Source organism: Achromobacter sp. ISS7 (assembly GCF_056523125.1).
Genome location: NZ_JAWRZD010000001.1, coordinates 566,671 through 582,639 on the forward strand (window position 1 = coordinate 566,671; position 15,969 = coordinate 582,639).

Here is a 15,969-nt window from a genome sequence, read left to right on the forward strand (position 1 = left end):
CCTGGCGGGGCTGCCATGAAAATCCTGATAGTCGAAGATGAACTGAAGACGGCGGATTACCTGCGCAAGGGCCTGGGTGAGCAGGGCTGCGCGGTGGATGTCGCCCATAACGGCATCGACGGCCAGCACCTGGCGCTGGAGCACGATTACGACGTGATCGTGCTGGACGCGATGCTGCCGGGCATGGACGGCTTCGCGGTGCTGCGTTCCTTGCGCAGCGTGCGCCAGACGCCGGTCATCATGCTGACCGCGCGCGACGGCGTCGAGGACCGCATCCGCGGCCTGCACGACGGCGCCGACGACTACCTGGTCAAGCCGTTCTCGTTCCTGGAACTGCTGGCGCGGCTGCAGGCGCTGACCCGGCGCGGCCGTGCCCAGGAGCCGGTGCAGCTGCGCATCGGCGACCTGCAGATCGACCTGATCAGCCGCAAGGCCTGGCGCGCCGGCACGCGGCTGGACCTGACCGCCAAGGAATTCGCGCTGCTGGCCGTGCTGGCCCGGCGCCAGGGCGAGATCCTGTCCAAGACGGCGATCGCCGAACTGGTCTGGGACATGAACTTCGACAGCAACGTCAACGTGGTCGAGGTGGCGATCAAGCGGCTGCGCGGCAAGGTCGACGCGCCGTTCGACCGCAAGCTGCTGCACACCATCCGCGGCATGGGCTACGTGCTGGAATTGCGCGACGACGAGCCGGCGGAATGAAATCCTCGCTCAAGTCCCGGCTGGTGGTGATGTTCGCGGTGGCGGCGGCGGCCACCTTCGCCCTGACCGGCGTGGCGCTGTACGGGGTGCTGGACCGCCAGCTCGACCGCATCCAGCAGGATGCCCTGCGCACCACGGCGCACGAGGTCAGCTATTCGCTCACGCGCAGCGGCGACCCGGAGCGCTGGGGCCGCTTCAAGGCCAAGCTCGATACGCTGACGCCGGCCGACGGCAGCCTGCGCTTCTGGGTGCTGTCGGATGATCCGGCCTATGAATACGGCAAGGGCCTGGCCGACGTCGACCGGCTCGAGCGCCATGCCGATGGCTTCGGCACGATCACGCTGCCGGACCGCGAGAACGAACTGCTGACCATCACCGTGACCGTCGAGGCCTTCCAGCAGCGGCCGCGGGTGCGCCTGATCGTCGGCATGGATTCGGCGCCCTATGCGCACACGCTGCGCTACTTCCTGTGGGCCATGGCCGGGCTGTCGCTGACCGCCATCCTGCTGGTGGGCCTGCTGGGCTTCTGGGTGGCGCGGCTGGGCCTGCGGCCGCTCAACCGGCTGTCGGCCGAGGCCCGGGCGCTGCGTCCCAGCGCCTTGTCGCAGCGCTTGAGCATGGCGGCGCTGCCGGTCGAGCTGGAAGACCTGGCCACGTCCTTCAATGGCGCGCTGGCGCGGCTGGAGGGCGCCTACAACCAGCTCGAGGACTTCAACGCCGACGTCGCGCACGAACTGCGCACGCCGCTCACCAACCTGATCGGCCAGACCCAGGTGGCGCTGTCGCGCCCGCGCGGCTCGGGCGAGCTGCGCGAGGTGCTGCAATCGAACCTCGAAGAGCTGGACCGGTTGCGGGCCATGGTCAACGACATGCTGTTCCTGGCGCGCGCCGACCAGGGCGAGGCCGCCACCGGCCGCATCCACGCGGTGCTGGCCGACGAGGTCGGCAAGACGGTGGAGTTCTTCGAGTTCCTGCTGGACGAGGCCGGCATGCGCGTGAGCATCCAGGGCGAACGGGACGCGGTGGCGCTGATCGACACGGCGCTGTTCCGGCGGGCGGTGACCAACCTGCTGCAGAACGCCATCCAGTATTCGTCCGCGGGCGCCGAGATCACCGTGGACATCGCGCGGCGCGACGGGCTGCTGGAAGTGGCGGTCAGCAACCCCGGCCCGCCGATCGCGCCGCAGCACCTGCCGCATCTGTTCCAGCGCTTCTACCGGGTCGACGCCGCGCGCGGCGGCGACGGCGTGGAGCACAGCCACGGCCTGGGCCTGGCCATCGTCAAGGCGGTGGCGGCCATGCATGGCGGCAGCGTCTCGGCCGCCAGCGGCGGCGGGGTGACGCGGGTGGCGTTCAGTGTCGGCACGGCGGCCGGGTAGCGCGGCCGCCGCGGGTGTTCGGCTGGCGGCGTTCAGCGCGCGGCGGCGGCCGGCGCGAACAGCGCGGCCAGGTTCAGCTGGCGGATCAGGTCGCCGGTGGCCGCGGCCAGCCGGGTGGCGGGGCGATGGCGGGCGCTGGCCAGCACCAGGTTGTTGGTGATCCGCGGCGACACGATGTCGCTGAGCGACAGCGCATGTTCGGCCGCCGGCCCGCGCGCGGCGGAACGCGGCAGGATGGCATAGGCGTCGCCCTGGGCCGCCAGTTCCACGATGGTCTGCACCGCGTCCACCTCGGCGGCGACCTGCAGCCGCACGCCCTGCGCGCGGCAGATGCTCTCGACCAGGGTGCGGATGGCGTTGGGCAGGCTGGGCAGCACCAGCGGATAGGCGCCCAGGCCGGCCACGGCCACGCGGGCGGGCAGGGGCGGCTGGTGGTCGGCGGCGGCCACCAGCACCAGGTCTTCGCGGAACAGCGATTCGTAGCCCAGTTGCGGCGACGGCGCGGGGTCATACAGCAGCGCCAGATCGACCCGGCCCGCCAGCAGCCATTCGCGCATCTGTGCGCTCAGGCCTTCGGCCACGGCGATCGACGCGTCGGGAAAGCGGCGCCGGAAGGCCTGCACCAGGGGCGGGGTCAGCACCCGGGCGATGCGCGGCGGCAGGCCGACCACCACCTTGCCGGTCGGCGTTTCGCGCAAGGTCTGCAGGTCCTGCTTGGCGCGGTCGGCCAGCGCCAGCAGGGCGCGCGCGTGTTCCAGGAAGCGCAGGCCGGCCTCGGTCGGCTCGGCGCCGCGGCCGTTGCGATAGAGCAGGTGCTGGCCCAGTTCCAGCTCCAGCAGCCGCACCTGGCGGCTCAGCGTGGGCTGGGCCACGTCGAGCATTTCGGCGGCGCGCGAGAAGCTGCGCCGCTCGGCGACGCGCACGAAGTATTCGATCTGCTTGAGGTCCATGGGGAGGCGGGCGGCGCGGTGTTCGCTCGGATATCTAAATTTTCTATATCTGAAATCAAAGATATAGCATTGTTAAGCGGGGCGCAATCCGCGAGCATGGCGTTTTCCCCGTTGGATCCCGCCGTGCCCGATTGCCGTCCTCCGCTTGCCACGCCCTCCCGTCCCCGCCACGCGCTGCCGGCCGGGGCCTGCGACACGCATTGCCACGTGTTCGGTCCGGCTGAACGGTTTCCCTATGCCGAGGGCCGTTCCTATACGCCGCCCGACGCGCCCTACGCCAAGATGGCGGCGCTGCATGCGCACCTGGGCGTGCAGCGCGCCGTGGTGGTGCAGGCCAACTGCCATGGCAACGACCATGCCGCCCTGCTCGACGCGCTGGCGCAAAGCCAGGGCCGCTACCGCGGCGTGGCATTGCTGGGGGCGGACGCCACCGCCGCCAGCGTGCGGCAGCTGCATGACGGCGGCGTGCGCGGGGCGCGCTTCAACTTCGTGCCGCACCTGGGCGGCGCGCCCGACCCGGCGGTGTTCGACCACGTCATCGGCCTGATCGCGCCGCTGGGCTGGCATGTCTGCGTGCACCTGGACGGCGCCATGCTGCCCGAACTGCTGCCGCGTCTGCGGGCACTGCCGGTGCCGTTCGTGGTCGACCACATGGGCCGCATCAAGGCGGCGGACGGGCTGGACGCGCCGGCGTTCCGCGCGTTGCTGGAACTGGAGCGGGTGCCGCAGGCCTGGGTCAAGGTGTCGGGTATCGACCGCATCGCCTCGGGCAAGCGCCCCTTTGCCGAGGGCATCCCGTTCGTGCGCGCCCTGGTGGACGCTCTGCCCGAGCGCACGCTGTGGGGCACCGACTGGCCGCATCCGAACGTGGCGGGCGACATGCCCGACGACGGCGAACTGGCCGACGCTTTTTTCCTGGCCTGCCCGGACGCGGAAACGCGCCGGCAGGTCCTGGTGGACAACCCGGCGCGTCTCTACGGCTTCCTGTAGCCGCGCCATCGCCCGATACCGGGCAACAAGAAAACACGACATCCCGAGGAGACAATCCATGTTCAAGAAAATCGTATTCGCCGGCCTGCTGGGCCTGGCCAGCCTGGGCGCCACGGCGCACGCCGACGGTCCGGTGCGCCTGATCATCGCTTTCCCGCCGGGCGGCCCGGTGGACCTGGTCGGCCGGGTGCTGGCCGAACAGCTGGGCAAGGAGCTCAAGCAGTCGGTCATCGTCGAGAACAAGGCGGGCGCCAACGGCAACATCGCCGCGGCGTATGTGGCCAAGGCGCCGGCCGACGGCTCGGTGCTGTTCCTGACCAGCGTCGGCGCGGTCTCCATCAGCCCGGCGCTGTACAAGGACCTGCCGTACGACCCGGTGCGCGACTTCGCGCCGGTGTCGCGCGTGGTCAACAACGCCACCGTGTTCGTGGTGAACCCGGCCAACCCGGCCACCGACGCGGCCGACTTCGTCAAGCGCTCGCAGGCGGCGTCGCAGTCCGTGGCGATCGGTTCGTCGGGTATCGGCAGCATCCCGCACCTGACGCTGGAAATGTTCGCCGACGCCAGCAAGGCCAAGGTGCTGCACGTGCCGTACAAGGGCGCCGCGCCGGTCATCAACGACGTGCTGGGCAACCAGGTCAATGGCTTCTTCGGCGACGTGCCGGGTCTGATCGGCCACATCCAGAGCGGCAAGCTCAAGGCGCTGGGCATCGCCGCGCCGACGCGCCATCCGCTGCTGCCGGACGTCAAGACGCTGGCCGAGCAGGGCATCCCGGGCGTCGAATCGAACAACTGGTACGGCATCGTCGCGCCGGCCGCCACGCCGCCGGCCACGGTCGAGAAACTGAACCAGGCCCTGCGCGCCGCGCTGGGCAACGAGGCGGTGCGCGCCAAGCTCGAGAAGTTCGGCGCCCAGGCCGCGCCCAGCTCGCCGCAGGAGCTGGCGGCGCTGATCGCCGCCGACCGCGAGAAGTGGGGTTCGCTGATCCAGCGCAAGAACATCCGTCCGGAGTGAGCATGAGCGACTGCCGAGTCTCGCCGGTGGTGCCGGGCACGCGCCCGGCCCTGGCCGAAATGGAAGCGCGCATCGCGGCCGCGCGCGGCCGCATCTCGCCGCTGTACCAGGTGCTGCTGAACAGCCCCGCCGTGGTGCAGGGCTGGGAGGCGATGCTGACCGCGATCCGCCTGAACACGTCGCTGTCGCCGCGGGTGCGCGAACTGATCATCCTGCGCGTGGCGACCTTGAACAACGCGCCCTACGAGTTCGACGCGCACGTGCCGCATGCGCTGGCGGCGGGCATGCCGCAGGCGGTGGTCGAGCAGTTGCGCGGCGGCCCGCGCGCGGACGCGGTGCAGGGGCTGGAGGCGGGCGAGGCCGACGTGCTGGCCCTGACCGACGTCATGACCCGCGACATCGAGGTGCCGGACGCGCTGTTCGCGCCGCTGCGTTCGCGCTACAACGACCAGGAACTGGTCGAGCTGGCCGCGACGGTGGCGGCCTACAACATGGTGTCGCGCTTCCTGGTGGCGTTGCGCGTCGGGCACTGAAAGGAGCTACGTATGGACAAGACGGTATTGCTGGTGTCGCTGGGCGAGCGTTTCGACGCGGCGCGCGCGGCCGATATGGCGCAACGCCTGGCCGAGGGCCTGGACGGCGTGCGGTTGCGCGCCTTCGCCGCGGTCGAGGAAGAGGACACCTACGTGTATGTCGACGGCGATGCCGGCGGCCAGCCGGAGGTGCAGGCGCGCCTGGCGGAACTGTTCCCGGGGGCGCAGGCGCGCGTGCTGCACCTGACCCTGGACCTGGCCGGCGCCTCGGCCGGTCTGGAGGCGCCCTGGCACTACATCGTCGAGACCGATGTGCTGCCCGAGGCCGAGGCCGACCTGAACGCCTGGTACGACCAGGAGCACCTGCCGGGCCTGGCCTCGGTGCCCGGCACCGTGCGCGCGCAGCGCTACGAGTGCCGCGACCAGGGCCCGCGCTACCTGGCCTGCTACGACCTGGAGACGCGCGAGACCTTCGGCAGCCCGCCGTGGCTGGCGGTGCGGGCCACCGACTGGAGCAGCCGGGTGCGGCCGTCGTTCCGCAACACGCGCCGCACCATGTTCCAGAAGATTCTTTGAACCAAGAAGAACGGGGAGACAACGATGGACAAGCGATGGGCGAAGGTGGTGTTGTGCGGGGCGTTGAGCGCCCTGGGGATGGCGATGACGGCGCAGGCCGCGCCGGTTTCGGCCGCCGTGGCGCCGGCCGACAAGGTCGAGCGGGTCACCGTGCTGCCGGGCAACGGCGCCCGCATCGAAGTGCTGGTGCAGGGCCAGGGCCCGGCCCTGGTGCTGCTGCCGTCGCGCGGCCGCGGCCAGGAGGATTTCGATGACCTGGCGGCGCGCCTGGCGCAGGCGGGCTACCGCGTGCTGCGGCCCGAGCCGCGCGGCATCGGCGGCAGCAGCGGACCGATGAAGGACATCACGCTGCACGACCTGGGCAACGACATGGCGGCGGTGATCCGCGATGTCGCCAGGCAGCCGGTGGTGATGATCGGGCATGCGTTCGGCAACTGGGTGGCGCGCACCACGGGCGTGGACCATCCCGACCTGGTGCGCGGCGTGGTGATCGTGGCGGCCGCGGCCAAGAAGTATCCCGCCGGCCTGAGCGAGCACGTCGACCGCAGCGCCGACCTGTCGCTGCCCGACGCCGAGCGCCTGAAGTCGATCCAGCATGCGTTCTTCGCGCCGGGCCACGACGCGCGCGTCTGGCTCGACGGCTGGTATCCCGAGGTCAGCGAGAGCCAGCGCCTGGCGGGCAAGGCCACGCGCCAGTCGGACTGGTGGTCGGGCGGCAGCAAGCCGCTGCTGGACCTGCAGGCGGGCGCCGACCTGTTCAAGCCGGAATCGACCCGCAACGAGATCCGCGACGAATTCGGCGAGCGCGTGTCGGTGGTGGTGATCCCGGGCGCCGGCCACGCGCTGGTGCCGGAAGCGCCGCAGGCGGTGGCCGATGCCATCGTGCGCTGGGAAAAGTCGCTCAAGCCTTGAGCTTGATCGTCCGCGCGAGAGGTCGGCCTGATACGTCCGCCAGGCGGGTCCGCCCGACGCGTCCGCCTGCCACGGACACAAAAAAAGCAGCCCCGCGGGGCTGCTTTTTCCATGGACGCGCGGCTTACTTGAGCTGGCCCAGCAGCAGGAACTCCATCAGCGCCTTCTGCACGTGCAGGCGGTTCTCGGCTTCGTCCCAGACCACGCTCTGCGGGCCGTCGATGACTTCGCCGGTGACTTCCTCGCCGCGGTGGGCGGGCAGGCAGTGCATGAACACGGCCTGGGGATCGGCCGCGGCCATCATCTCGGCGTCCACGCACCAGTCGGCGAAGGCGGCGCGGCGCTCTTCGTTCTCGGCCTCGTAGCCCATGCTGGTCCAGACGTCGGTGGTGACCAGGTGCGCGCCCTGGCAGGCCTGCATCGGGTCCTTGAACTGGCGCAGCACCTTGTCGGACGGCGTGCCGATGCGGGCGGCTTCGAGCTCGTAGCCGGCCGGGGTCGACACATGCAGCGTGAAGCCCAGCATCTCGGCGGCGTGCAGCCAGGTGTAGGCCATGTTGTTGGCGTCACCGACCCAGGCGACCGTCTTGCCGGCGATGGGGCCGCGGTGCTCGATGTAGGTGAAAATGTCGGCCAGGATCTGGCAGGGGTGGAATTCGTTGGTCAGGCCGTTGATCACCGGCACGCGCGAGTGCGAGGCAAAGCGCTCGATGCGGGTCTGCTCGAACGTGCGGATCATGACGATGTCGACCATGCGCGAGATGACGCGCGCGGTGTCCTCGATGGGCTCGGAGCGGCCCAGCTGGGAATCATTGGAGGTCAGGTTGATGACCGAGCCGCCCATCTGGTACATGCCGGCCTCGAACGAGACGCGGGTGCGGGTGCTGGCCTTTTCGAACACCATGGCCAGCGTGCGGTCGTGCAGCGGCATGTGGGGTTCGTAGCGCTTGAATTTTTCCTTGATCAGCCGCGCGCGGTCCAGCACGTAGGCGATCTCGGCGGACGAGAAGTCCTTGAACTGCAGAAAGTGCCGCAAGGGGCCGTTTTGAGTCGTGGGAGGAGTCATGGTGATGTCGCAGGTCATTGGGCCCGGACGGGCTCGTGGCCCGGGCGGGAGGTTGATTATGGATGTTCGGCCTGGAACTGTCGAATCAGCGGCACCAGGATGTCGACAATCTGGTCGGCTTCGGCGCGCGACAGGACCAGCGGCGGCAGCAGGCGGATGACGCGGTCGCGGGTGACATTGATCAGCAGGCCCGCTTCCAGGGCCCGCAGCGCCAGCACGCCACAGGGACGGTTCAGCTCGATGCCCAGCATCAGGCCGCGCCCGCGCACCTCGACCACGCCCGGCGCGCCGGCCAGCTCGGCCGCCAGCCGCGCCTGCAGGTGGCCGCCCACGGTGTGGGCGTTGTCCAGCAGGTTTTCCGATTCCAGCGCGTCCAGCACCGCCAGGCCGGCCGCGCAGACCAGCGGGCCGCCGCCGAAGGTGGTGCCATGGCTGCCGGGCGTGAACACGCCGGCCGCCGGACCGGCGGCCAGCATCGCGCCGATCGGCACGCCGCCGGCCAGGCCCTTGGCCAGGGTCATGACGTCCGGCACGATGTCGGCCCACTGGTGGGCGAACCATTTGCCGGTGCGGCCGATGCCCGACTGGACCTCGTCGATCATCAGCAGCCAGCCGCGCTCGGTGCAGAGCTGCCGCACCTCCTGCAGGAAGGCGGCGTCAGAGGGACGGATGCCGCCTTCGCCCTGCAGGGCTTCGAGCAGCACGGCGGCGACGCGTGGCTCGGCGTCGCCGGCGGCGCGGATCGCGGCGGCGTCGTTGTACGGCACCTGGATGAAGCCCGAGGGCAGGGGCTCGAAGCCCTTGCGCGCCTTGTCGCTGCCGGTGGCCGCCAGCGTGGCCAGCGTGCGCCCGTGCCAGGACGAATCCATGGTGATGATGTGGGCGTGGGTGTTGCCGTGCCGGTAGGCGTAGTAGCGCGCCAGCTTGATGGCGGCCTCGTTGGCCTCGGAGCCGCTGTTGTTGAAGACCACGTCGCGCATGCCGGACAGCGCCGCCAGGCGCGTGGCCAGCTCAGTCTGCTGCGGGACTTCGTAGATATTGGACGTATGAATGACGCGGGCGGCCTGCGCGCTGATGGCGGCGACCAGCCGGGGATGGGCGTGGCCCAGACAGGAGACGCCGATGCCCGCCAGCGCGTCCAGGTACTTGCGGCCCTGCGCGTCCCACAGCCAGACGCCCTGGCCGTGCGTGAACGCGACCGGCAACCGGGCGTAGATATTGGCCAGAGGCGAGGTCATGACGGGTCCTCCTGGGCATTTTTCCCTGGGCGAAGCGCCTTTCGGGACAGGGCAAAGGATCAATCATATACAATTCGCGGCGCGGGGCGCATGTTTGATCACGCCGAAGATCCGGCTCAGTGAAGGGCGTCCCGTAGTGAAGAATCCATGGCAACTCGCGTCAGACAATTCGTAATTCATGGCGTTACCGAAAGCGGTAGCCGATTTCGCCCCAGCGACTGGGCGGAGCGGCTCGCCGGCGTAATGGCACAGTTCCGGCCCGCCGGCTGTGCGGGTAACCACCTCACCTATTCGCCCTACGTGCTCCCCGTCGTGATCGACGGCGTGCGCGGCATCGTGGTCGACCTGCGCTTGCGCGATCTCGAACCGCTGGCGTACAAGTTCGTGGTGGATTTCGCCCGCGACAACCACCTCAAGACGGAAGAACGCGAAATCTAGGCCAGCCGAAACCACAAAGCGCCCGAACCGGGCGCTTTGTCTTTCAGGCTTGCGATCGCGCGCCCCTGAGGCCAGGGGCGGGGCGGCTCCTACCCGCGTGCCGCGCGAGCGGGGCGCCGCTGCGGCCCGGCTGCCGGCAGGGGCGACCCCCGCGGCGGCGGGCAGGCGCGCTACTTCGCGTAGACCAGATCGCGCAGCCCGAGCGACAGTCCGGGCCAATACGTGATCACCATCAGGCAAACGATCACCACCCCCACGAACGGGATCAACGGCTTGATCAACCGCTCCAGCGGCAGCTTGGCCACCGCGCACGCCGCGAACAGATTCACCCCGAACGGCGGCGTGATCATGCCCAGCGCCAGGTTGACCACCATGATGATGCCGAAATGCACCGGGTCCAGCCCGAACTTCAGCGCCACCGGCAGCAGCAGCGGGGCCAGCACCACGATCGAGGCCGAGGTCTCGATGAACATGCCGATCACGAACAGCGCCAGGTTCACGCCCATCAGGAACGAGAATTGGGTGTCGAACAGCTGGGCCAGCCACACGCCCAGCGCGTCGGGGATGCCGGCGCGGTTCAGCAGGAAGCTGAAGACGCCGGCGTTGGCGATCACGAACATGATCACCGCCGTCGACACCACCGACTTGTGCAGCGTGTCCGACAGCTGCCTGAAGCTCAGGCGGCGATAGATGAACTTGCCCACCACCACGGCGTACATCACCGCCACCACCGACGCTTCGGTCGGGGTGAAGACGCCGCCATAGATGCCGCCCAGGATGATGACCGGCATCATCAGCGCCAGCCAGGCGCGCTTGAAGGCCGGCCACAGCGGCAGGCGGCCCTCGCCGTCGCGCTTGCCCAGGTTGTTGCGCTTGGCGTAGAACCAGACGTAGAACATCAGCGCCACGCCGATCAGGATGCCGGGCATCACGCCGGCGATGAACAGCTCTCCGGTGGAGGTGTCGGTGGACACCGCGAACAGGATCATCGGGATCGATGGCGGGATGATCACCCCCAGCTCGGCCGCGCTGGCCTGCAGCGAGGCGGCGAAGGGGGCGGGGTAGCCGTGGCGGATCATGGCCGGGATCAGGATGGCGCCCACCGCGAAGGTGGTGGCGACGCTGGAGCCGGCGACGGCGGCGAAGATCATGCAGGTCAGCACGCAGGTGCAGGCCAGGCCGCCCTGGATGCCGCCGACCACGCTCTTGGCGAACTCCACCATGCGTTCGGAGATACCGCCGGCTTCCATCAGGTTGCCGGCCAGGATGAAGAACGGGATCGCGACCAGCGGGTATTTGTCCAGCGCGGCATAGAGCTGCTGGGCCACCACCAGCCAGGGCAGGTTGGCGGCGCCGACCCCCGCCAGGCTGGCCAGCCCGATCGACACGGCGACCGGCACGGACAGCCCGAAGAAAATCAGCATCGAGACAATCATTAATTGGGACATGGCGATATCGGCTGCTTGGATTCGGGGCGGGGGCTCAACCCTGCGCGTCGTTGCGCACGGGGATGTCTTCTTCTTCGCCGGCGCACCAGCGCGCCAGCACGGCGATGGCGGCGAGCGTCGCGCCCACCGGGATCGCCAGGTAGATCCAGGAAATCGAGATGTCCAGGCTGGGCACGTTCTGGAAGCGCACGCGGTAGGTCATCTGGCCGCCGATCCAGGCGATGAAGCCGAGAAAGCCGGCGCAGATCAGGCCGATGACGGCTTCCAGGATGCGGCGGCGCATGCCGCCCAGCAGGTTGCGCAGCAGTTCGACGCTGATCATGGCGCCGTGGCGGAAGGCCAGGGCCACGCCCAGCAGCACCGTCCAGATCAGCAGGGCGCGGGTCAGCACCTCGCTCCAGTCGGCCGGGGAGTGCAGCACGAAGCGGGCGATGACCTGGTAGAAGGCGGCGGCCGCGGCGGCCACCAGCAGGAGTTGGGCGATGACCGACACCAGCTTGAACAGGACGCGGTCGAAGGCGCAGAGCAGACGCATGAGGATTTCCAGGGGCGGAGAACAGGACGCGCGAGGGCAGGGCGGCGGGCGGAAACCGCTTCCGCCCGCCGCCGGTGGCCGTGCCGGCCGTGCGCTTACTTGGTGTCGCGGATCGACTCGATCAGCTTCTTGTCGAACTTCTTGTAGTACTCGGGGTAGGCCGGCTCGACGGCGGCGGCGAAGGCGGCGCGGTCCACTTCGGACACCTGCATGCCTTCCTTCTTGAGCTGCTCGACGCCGGTCTTCTCGATGTTGTCGACGTAGGCGCGCATGGCCAGGGCCGATTCCTTGCCGGCCTTGTCGAACTTGGCCTTGTCGTCGGCCGACAGGCCGTCATAGACGTTGGCCGACATCAGCACCAGCGCCGGGCCGTAGACGTGGCCGGTCAGCGACAGGTACTTCTGCATCTGCGACAGCTTGGCCGAGGTGATGACCGACAGCGGGTTTTCCTGGCCGTCGATGGTGCCCTGCTGCAGGGCGGTGGCCACTTCCGGCCAGGCCATCGGGGTCGGCAGGATGCCGATCTGGCGGAAGGCGGTGATGTGGATCGGGTTTTCCGTGGTGCGGATCTTCAGGCCCTTGGCGTCGGCCGGCGTCTTGACCGGGCGCACGTTGTTGGTCAGGTGGCGGAAGCCCTGTTCGCCCCAGGCCAGCGCGATGATGCCGCGGCTGGGGAACTTTGCCAGCATATCCTGTCCGATCTTGCTGTCCAGCACGTTGCGCGCGTGTTGCAGGTCGCGCAGCAGGAAGGGGATGTCGAAGACGCCGGTCTCGGGCACGAAGTTCAGGGTGGCGCCGGTCGAGACGATGGCCAGGTCGATGGTGCCGATCTGCAGGCCTTCGATCACTTCGCGTTCGCCGCCCAGCGCGCTGTTGGCGAATTGCTGTACTTTGTACTTGCCGTTGCTGGACGCCTCGATCGACTTGGCCAGGGCGTCGGCGCCGGCGCCGTAGTGCGACGAGGTGGACAGGGCATAGGCCATCTTCAGGGGAGCCTGGGCCGAGGCGGCCAGGGGCGCGGCGACCGCGCAGGCGGCCAGGATCGTGGCCGCGAGCCAGGATTTACGCATTTGTCTTCTCCAGGGGTGTCGGTATTTTGTTTTGCAGTGGGTGTGCGGCGCCGCAAGGCGCTTCGCGCATGATAGCGGGATTCGGCCCCCATTCCGGCCGTTGGTTAACATTGGCAGATGATGGATTTCCCTGATGTCTCCCGGGCCAGGCGCCCCGGCTTCTGGACCACCCTGGCGCTGGGCGCCCGCATGATGATGCGCGACGCCCGCGCCGGCGAGCTGCGGCTGCTGGTGCTGGCCCTGGTGGTGGCGGTGGCCGCCGTCACCAGCGTCGGCTTCCTGGCCGACCGCGTCAGCCGGGCGCTGGAGCGCGACGCCGGCCAGATGCTGGGCGCCGACCTGGTGCTGGACGCCGACGAGCCCGTGCCCGCGGCCTTCCTGGACCAGGCGCGCGAGCGGGGCCTGGAAGTCTCCAGCACCTGGCAGTTCCCGTCCATGGTCAGCGCCGGCGACGGCGCCCAGCTGGCCGCCCTGAAGGCGGTCGAGCCGGGCTACCCGCTGCGCGGCGCCCTGCGGGTGACCGATGCGCCGTTCAACCCCGACGGCCCGACCCGCGACATCCCGCCCGAGGGCGCGGTCTGGGTCGACGGCCAGCTGCTGTCGCTGCTGGGCCTGAAAGTGGGCGACAGCCTGAACGTGGGCGACGCCCACCTGCGCATCGACCGGGTCATCACCTATGAGCCGGACCGCGGCATGCAGTTCGTCAACGTCGCGCCGCGGGTGATGCTGCGCGCCAGCGACCTGCCGGCCACCGGCCTGATCGCACCCGGCAGCCGCATCGGCTACGCCCTGCTGGTGGCCGGCCAGCCGGACGCGGTGGCCAATTATTCGGCCTGGCTCGGCCAGAACCTCAAGCGCGGCCAGAAGGTCGCCACGCTGGAATCGGGCCGGCCCGAAGTGCGGCGCACGCTCGACCGGGCGCAGCGCTTCCTGTCGCTGGTGGCGCTGCTGGCGGTGCTGATCTCGGCGGTGGCGGTGGCGCTGGCGGCCGGCCGCTACATGACGCGGCACCGCGACGGCATCGCCGTGATGCGCTGCCTGGGGGCGGTGCAGTCGCAGGTCTCGCGCATGCTGACCCTGGAATTCGCGCTGGTCGGGCTGTTCGCCTCGGCCGCCGGCTGCCTGCTGGGCTACGCGGTGCACCAGGTGCTGGTGATGCTGCTGGGCACGCTGATCGACACGACCCTGCCCGCGCCCTCGGCCATCCCGGCCCTGCAGGGGGTGCTGACCGGCCTCTTGCTGTTGCTGGGCTTCGCCCTGCCGGCCCTGGCGCAGTTGCGCCACGTGCCGCCGGCGCGGGTGCTGCGGCGCGACGCCGACGTCATCAGCGCCCGCAGCGCGCTCGGCTACGGCGTCGGCGCGGTCGGCTTCGCGCTGCTGATCTGGTGGTTCGCCGGCGACGCCAAGCTGGGCGGCGTGGTGGCGGGCGGGTTCCTGGGGGCGTTCGCGCTGTTCGCGCTGGTGGCCTGGCTCTGCATCCTGGGCCTGGCGCGCCTGCGCGGCCTGGCCGCCGGCCTGCCGGCGCTGCGTTTCGCGCTGGCCGGCGTGGTGCGCCGGCGCGCCGCCACCATCACCCAGGTGTGCGCGCTGGCGGTGGGCCTGATGGCCCTGCTGTTGTTGGCGATGACCCGCACCGACCTGATCCAGGGCTGGCAGCGCACGCTGCCGCCGGACGCGCCCAACCGTTTCCTTATCAATGTGCAGCCCGACCAGCGCCAGGCCGTGACCGACGCGCTGACCCGCGAGGGGCTGGGCCAGATCGTGCTGTCGCCGATGGTGCGCGGCCGCCTGATCGCGGTCAACGGCAAGCCGGTCGGCCCGGACGACTACGAAGAGCCGCGCGCCAAGCGCCTGGTGGACCGGGAGTTCAACCTGTCCTATGGCGAACAGATGCCGTCGTCCAACCGCATCGAGGAAGGGCGCTGGCTCAAGCCGGGCTCGGCCGAGGTGTCGCTGGAGTCGGGCCTGGCCAAGACCCTGGGCATCAAGCTGGGCGACAAGATGACCTTCGACGTGGCCGGCCAGCAGTTCGAGGTGGCCGTGTCCAGCACCCGGCGGGTGGATTGGGATACGATGCGCGTCAATTTTTTCGCCATCCTGACGCCTGAAACCCTGGCCGACATGCCGCAAAGCTGGATCACGTCCTTCTACCTGCCGCCGGAAAAGGCCCAGGTGCTGCCCGCGCTGGTGCGGCAGTTCCCGAACCTGACGGTGTTCGACGTGGGCGCCATCCTGCAACAGTTGCAGTCGGTGCTCAACGAAGTTGGCCGCGCGGTGCAGCTGCTGTTCCTGTTCACGCTGGCGGCCGGCGTGCTGGTGCTGTCGGCCGCGCTGACCGCGACCCGCGACGAGCGCATGCGCGAGGCCGCGGTGCTGCGCGCGTTGGGCGCCACCCGCAGCCAGCTGGCGCGTTCGCAGCGCATCGAACTGTGGGCGGTGGGCGGCCTGGCCGGCCTGCTGGCGGCGGCCGGCGCCAGCGCGATCGCTTGGGTTTTATCAACCCAGGTGTTCGATTTCACCATTACCCTCAGCCTTTGGCCCTGGCTGGTGGGGGTCGGCGCGGGTATGCTCGGCGCCTGGGCCGGTGGCGCGTTGGCGCTGCGTGGCGTGCTGCGCACCCCGCCGCTGGTCACCCTGAGAGAAACCTGATGACGTCCTCCGTCCAAACCCCTGCCGAACCCGTGGAAACCTCCCGCAGCATTTTCGATCTCCTGGGCGGCGAGCCCGGCGTGCGCGCCCTGGTGGACCGCTTCTATGACCTGATGGACATCGAGCCGGACCTGAAGGAACTGCGCGCCGCGCACGGCCCCAGCCTGGACGAGGCCCGCGACAAGCTGTTCTGGTTCCTGTGCGGCTACTTCGGCGGCCCCGACCACTATATCGAGCGTTTCGGCCATCCGCGGCTGCGGGCCCGGCACCTGCCGTTCTCGATCGGCGAGATCGAGCGCGACCAATGGGTGGCCTGCATGGGCCGCGCCATGGAGGACGAGGGCATCGACCCCGCCCTGGTCGAGCGCCTGCTGCAGGCCTTCTTCGGCGTGGCCGACTGGATGCGCAACCGTGAAGGCTGAGCGGGATCCCTCCGGCGCCCGGCGCCACCGCTGGCCGGCGCCGCTG

Annotated in this window: 16 protein-coding genes; 10 read left to right on the plus strand and 6 right to left on the minus strand. The window is 69.8% G+C overall.

The features are described from left to right. Positions 1–15: 15 nt before the first annotated feature. Together AC1HFW_RS02585 and AC1HFW_RS02590 are read left to right on the plus strand one after the other, a co-directional pair. Positions 16–702: a heavy metal response regulator transcription factor gene (locus tag AC1HFW_RS02585; RefSeq protein WP_238891941.1), complete on the plus strand. Its 687-nt coding sequence runs from the start codon at positions 16–18 to the stop codon at positions 700–702. Next, entirely contained in the window at positions 699–2,081 is a 1,383-nt protein-coding gene (locus AC1HFW_RS02590) for a heavy metal sensor histidine kinase (protein ID WP_479281655.1), read from the plus strand. Before AC1HFW_RS02585 ends, AC1HFW_RS02590 begins: the two co-directional genes overlap by 4 nt. A 32-nt stretch (positions 2,082–2,113) precedes the next feature. Here the strand turns inward: AC1HFW_RS02590 and AC1HFW_RS02595 are convergent, their stop codons facing one another. Next, entirely contained in the window at positions 2,114–3,031 is a 918-nt protein-coding gene (locus AC1HFW_RS02595; RefSeq protein ID WP_006393860.1) for a LysR substrate-binding domain-containing protein, read from the minus strand. A 123-nt stretch (positions 3,032–3,154) separates the two neighbouring features. Between AC1HFW_RS02595 and AC1HFW_RS02600 the strand changes: the two genes are divergently transcribed. Genes AC1HFW_RS02600 through AC1HFW_RS02620 form a run of 5 tightly spaced genes read left to right on the plus strand, consistent with a single transcriptional unit; the run spans position 3,155 to position 7,057 of the window. Continuing rightward, positions 3,155–4,021 (plus strand): amidohydrolase family protein, encoded by an 867-nt coding sequence (locus AC1HFW_RS02600; protein WP_205413652.1) that lies wholly within the window; start codon positions 3,155–3,157, stop codon positions 4,019–4,021. Positions 4,022–4,079: 58 nt separating this feature from the next. Beyond that, positions 4,080–5,036 carry a Bug family tripartite tricarboxylate transporter substrate binding protein gene (locus AC1HFW_RS02605; RefSeq protein ID WP_241075056.1) on the plus strand — a complete coding sequence of 319 codons (957 nt, stop codon included), beginning with the start codon at positions 4,080–4,082 and terminating at the stop codon, positions 5,034–5,036. Positions 5,037–5,038: 2 nt separating this feature from the next. Next, the gene (locus tag AC1HFW_RS02610) at positions 5,039–5,569 is read left to right on the plus strand and encodes a carboxymuconolactone decarboxylase family protein (protein ID WP_479281658.1); all 531 of its coding nucleotides are present in this window, start codon (positions 5,039–5,041) and stop codon (positions 5,567–5,569) included. A gap of 12 nt (positions 5,570–5,581) precedes the next feature. Continuing rightward, the gene (locus tag AC1HFW_RS02615; protein WP_479281660.1) at positions 5,582–6,145 is read left to right on the plus strand and encodes a hypothetical protein; all 564 of its coding nucleotides are present in this window, start codon (positions 5,582–5,584) and stop codon (positions 6,143–6,145) included. Between the two features lie 24 nt (positions 6,146–6,169). Further along, a complete protein-coding gene (locus AC1HFW_RS02620) occupies positions 6,170–7,057 on the plus strand; it encodes an alpha/beta fold hydrolase (protein ID WP_479281662.1) in 888 nt (295 codons plus the stop codon). Positions 7,058–7,181: 124 nt separating this feature from the next. Here the strand turns inward: AC1HFW_RS02620 and argF are convergent, their stop codons facing one another. Further along, positions 7,182–8,123: an ornithine carbamoyltransferase gene (gene argF, locus AC1HFW_RS02625; protein ID WP_035361325.1), complete on the minus strand. Its 942-nt coding sequence runs from the start codon at positions 8,121–8,123 to the stop codon at positions 7,182–7,184. 56 nt (positions 8,124–8,179) lie between these two features. Continuing rightward, complete coding sequence (locus tag AC1HFW_RS02630) at positions 8,180–9,361, minus strand: acetylornithine transaminase (protein WP_479281665.1); 1,182 nt, start codon at positions 9,359–9,361, stop codon at positions 8,180–8,182. Positions 9,362–9,508: 147 nt separating this feature from the next. On the opposite strand from AC1HFW_RS02630, the gene AC1HFW_RS02635 reads away from it, so the two are divergent. Further along, the gene (locus AC1HFW_RS02635; RefSeq protein WP_035360135.1) at positions 9,509–9,799 is read left to right on the plus strand and encodes a DUF3579 domain-containing protein; all 291 of its coding nucleotides are present in this window, start codon (positions 9,509–9,511) and stop codon (positions 9,797–9,799) included. A 170-nt stretch (positions 9,800–9,969) separates the two neighbouring features. On the opposite strand, the gene AC1HFW_RS02640 is transcribed toward AC1HFW_RS02635, so the two are convergent. The 3 genes from AC1HFW_RS02640 to AC1HFW_RS02650 all read right to left on the minus strand — a co-directional run bounded on the left by AC1HFW_RS02640 (position 9,970) and on the right by AC1HFW_RS02650 (position 12,852). Next, positions 9,970–11,247: a TRAP transporter large permease gene (locus AC1HFW_RS02640; protein ID WP_479281667.1), complete on the minus strand. Its 1,278-nt coding sequence runs from the start codon at positions 11,245–11,247 to the stop codon at positions 9,970–9,972. Positions 11,248–11,281: 34 nt separating this feature from the next. Then, the gene (locus tag AC1HFW_RS02645; RefSeq protein WP_479281669.1) at positions 11,282–11,782 is read right to left on the minus strand and encodes a TRAP transporter small permease; all 501 of its coding nucleotides are present in this window, start codon (positions 11,780–11,782) and stop codon (positions 11,282–11,284) included. A 95-nt stretch (positions 11,783–11,877) separates the two neighbouring features. Further along, positions 11,878–12,852, minus strand: coding sequence for a TRAP transporter substrate-binding protein (locus AC1HFW_RS02650; RefSeq protein ID WP_006393871.1), 975 nt, complete (start codon positions 12,850–12,852; stop codon positions 11,878–11,880). Between the two features lie 117 nt (positions 12,853–12,969). Here AC1HFW_RS02650 and AC1HFW_RS02655 point away from each other — a divergent pair, with 117 nt between their 5' ends. Next, positions 12,970–15,501 (plus strand): ABC transporter permease, encoded by a 2,532-nt coding sequence (locus AC1HFW_RS02655; RefSeq protein WP_479281672.1) that lies wholly within the window; start codon positions 12,970–12,972, stop codon positions 15,499–15,501. Beyond that, positions 15,501–15,923, plus strand: coding sequence for a group II truncated hemoglobin (locus tag AC1HFW_RS02660; protein ID WP_006393873.1), 423 nt, complete (start codon positions 15,501–15,503; stop codon positions 15,921–15,923). The genes AC1HFW_RS02655 and AC1HFW_RS02660 overlap by 1 nt, the downstream gene beginning before the upstream one ends. Positions 15,924–15,969: the final 46 nt, after the last annotated feature.

What these genes read in the sequence shown, in the direction of transcription:
- AC1HFW_RS02605 (WP_241075056.1), top strand. Translation starts at nt 4,080, where the DNA reads ATGTTCAAGAAAATCGTATTCGCCGGCCTGCTGGGCCTGGCCAGCCTG.
- AC1HFW_RS02595 (WP_006393860.1), bottom strand. Translation starts at nt 3,031, where the DNA reads ATGGACCTCAAGCAGATCGAATACTTCGTGCGCGTCGCCGAGCGGCGC.
- AC1HFW_RS02650 (WP_006393871.1), bottom strand. Translation starts at nt 12,852, where the DNA reads ATGCGTAAATCCTGGCTCGCGGCCACGATCCTGGCCGCCTGCGCGGTC.
- AC1HFW_RS02615 (WP_479281660.1), top strand. Translation starts at nt 5,582, where the DNA reads ATGGACAAGACGGTATTGCTGGTGTCGCTGGGCGAGCGTTTCGACGCG.
- AC1HFW_RS02660 (WP_006393873.1), top strand. Translation starts at nt 15,501, where the DNA reads ATGACGTCCTCCGTCCAAACCCCTGCCGAACCCGTGGAAACCTCCCGC.
- AC1HFW_RS02630 (WP_479281665.1), bottom strand. Translation starts at nt 9,361, where the DNA reads ATGACCTCGCCTCTGGCCAATATCTACGCCCGGTTGCCGGTCGCGTTC.
- AC1HFW_RS02610 (WP_479281658.1), top strand. Translation starts at nt 5,039, where the DNA reads ATGAGCGACTGCCGAGTCTCGCCGGTGGTGCCGGGCACGCGCCCGGCC.
- AC1HFW_RS02590 (WP_479281655.1), top strand. Translation starts at nt 699, where the DNA reads ATGAAATCCTCGCTCAAGTCCCGGCTGGTGGTGATGTTCGCGGTGGCG.
- AC1HFW_RS02585 (WP_238891941.1), top strand. Translation starts at nt 16, where the DNA reads ATGAAAATCCTGATAGTCGAAGATGAACTGAAGACGGCGGATTACCTG.
- AC1HFW_RS02620 (WP_479281662.1), top strand. Translation starts at nt 6,170, where the DNA reads ATGGACAAGCGATGGGCGAAGGTGGTGTTGTGCGGGGCGTTGAGCGCC.
- AC1HFW_RS02655 (WP_479281672.1), top strand. Translation starts at nt 12,970, where the DNA reads ATGATGGATTTCCCTGATGTCTCCCGGGCCAGGCGCCCCGGCTTCTGG.
- argF (WP_035361325.1), bottom strand. Translation starts at nt 8,123, where the DNA reads ATGACTCCTCCCACGACTCAAAACGGCCCCTTGCGGCACTTTCTGCAG.
- AC1HFW_RS02645 (WP_479281669.1), bottom strand. Translation starts at nt 11,782, where the DNA reads ATGCGTCTGCTCTGCGCCTTCGACCGCGTCCTGTTCAAGCTGGTGTCG.
- AC1HFW_RS02635 (WP_035360135.1), top strand. Translation starts at nt 9,509, where the DNA reads ATGGCAACTCGCGTCAGACAATTCGTAATTCATGGCGTTACCGAAAGC.
- AC1HFW_RS02640 (WP_479281667.1), bottom strand. Translation starts at nt 11,247, where the DNA reads ATGTCCCAATTAATGATTGTCTCGATGCTGATTTTCTTCGGGCTGTCC.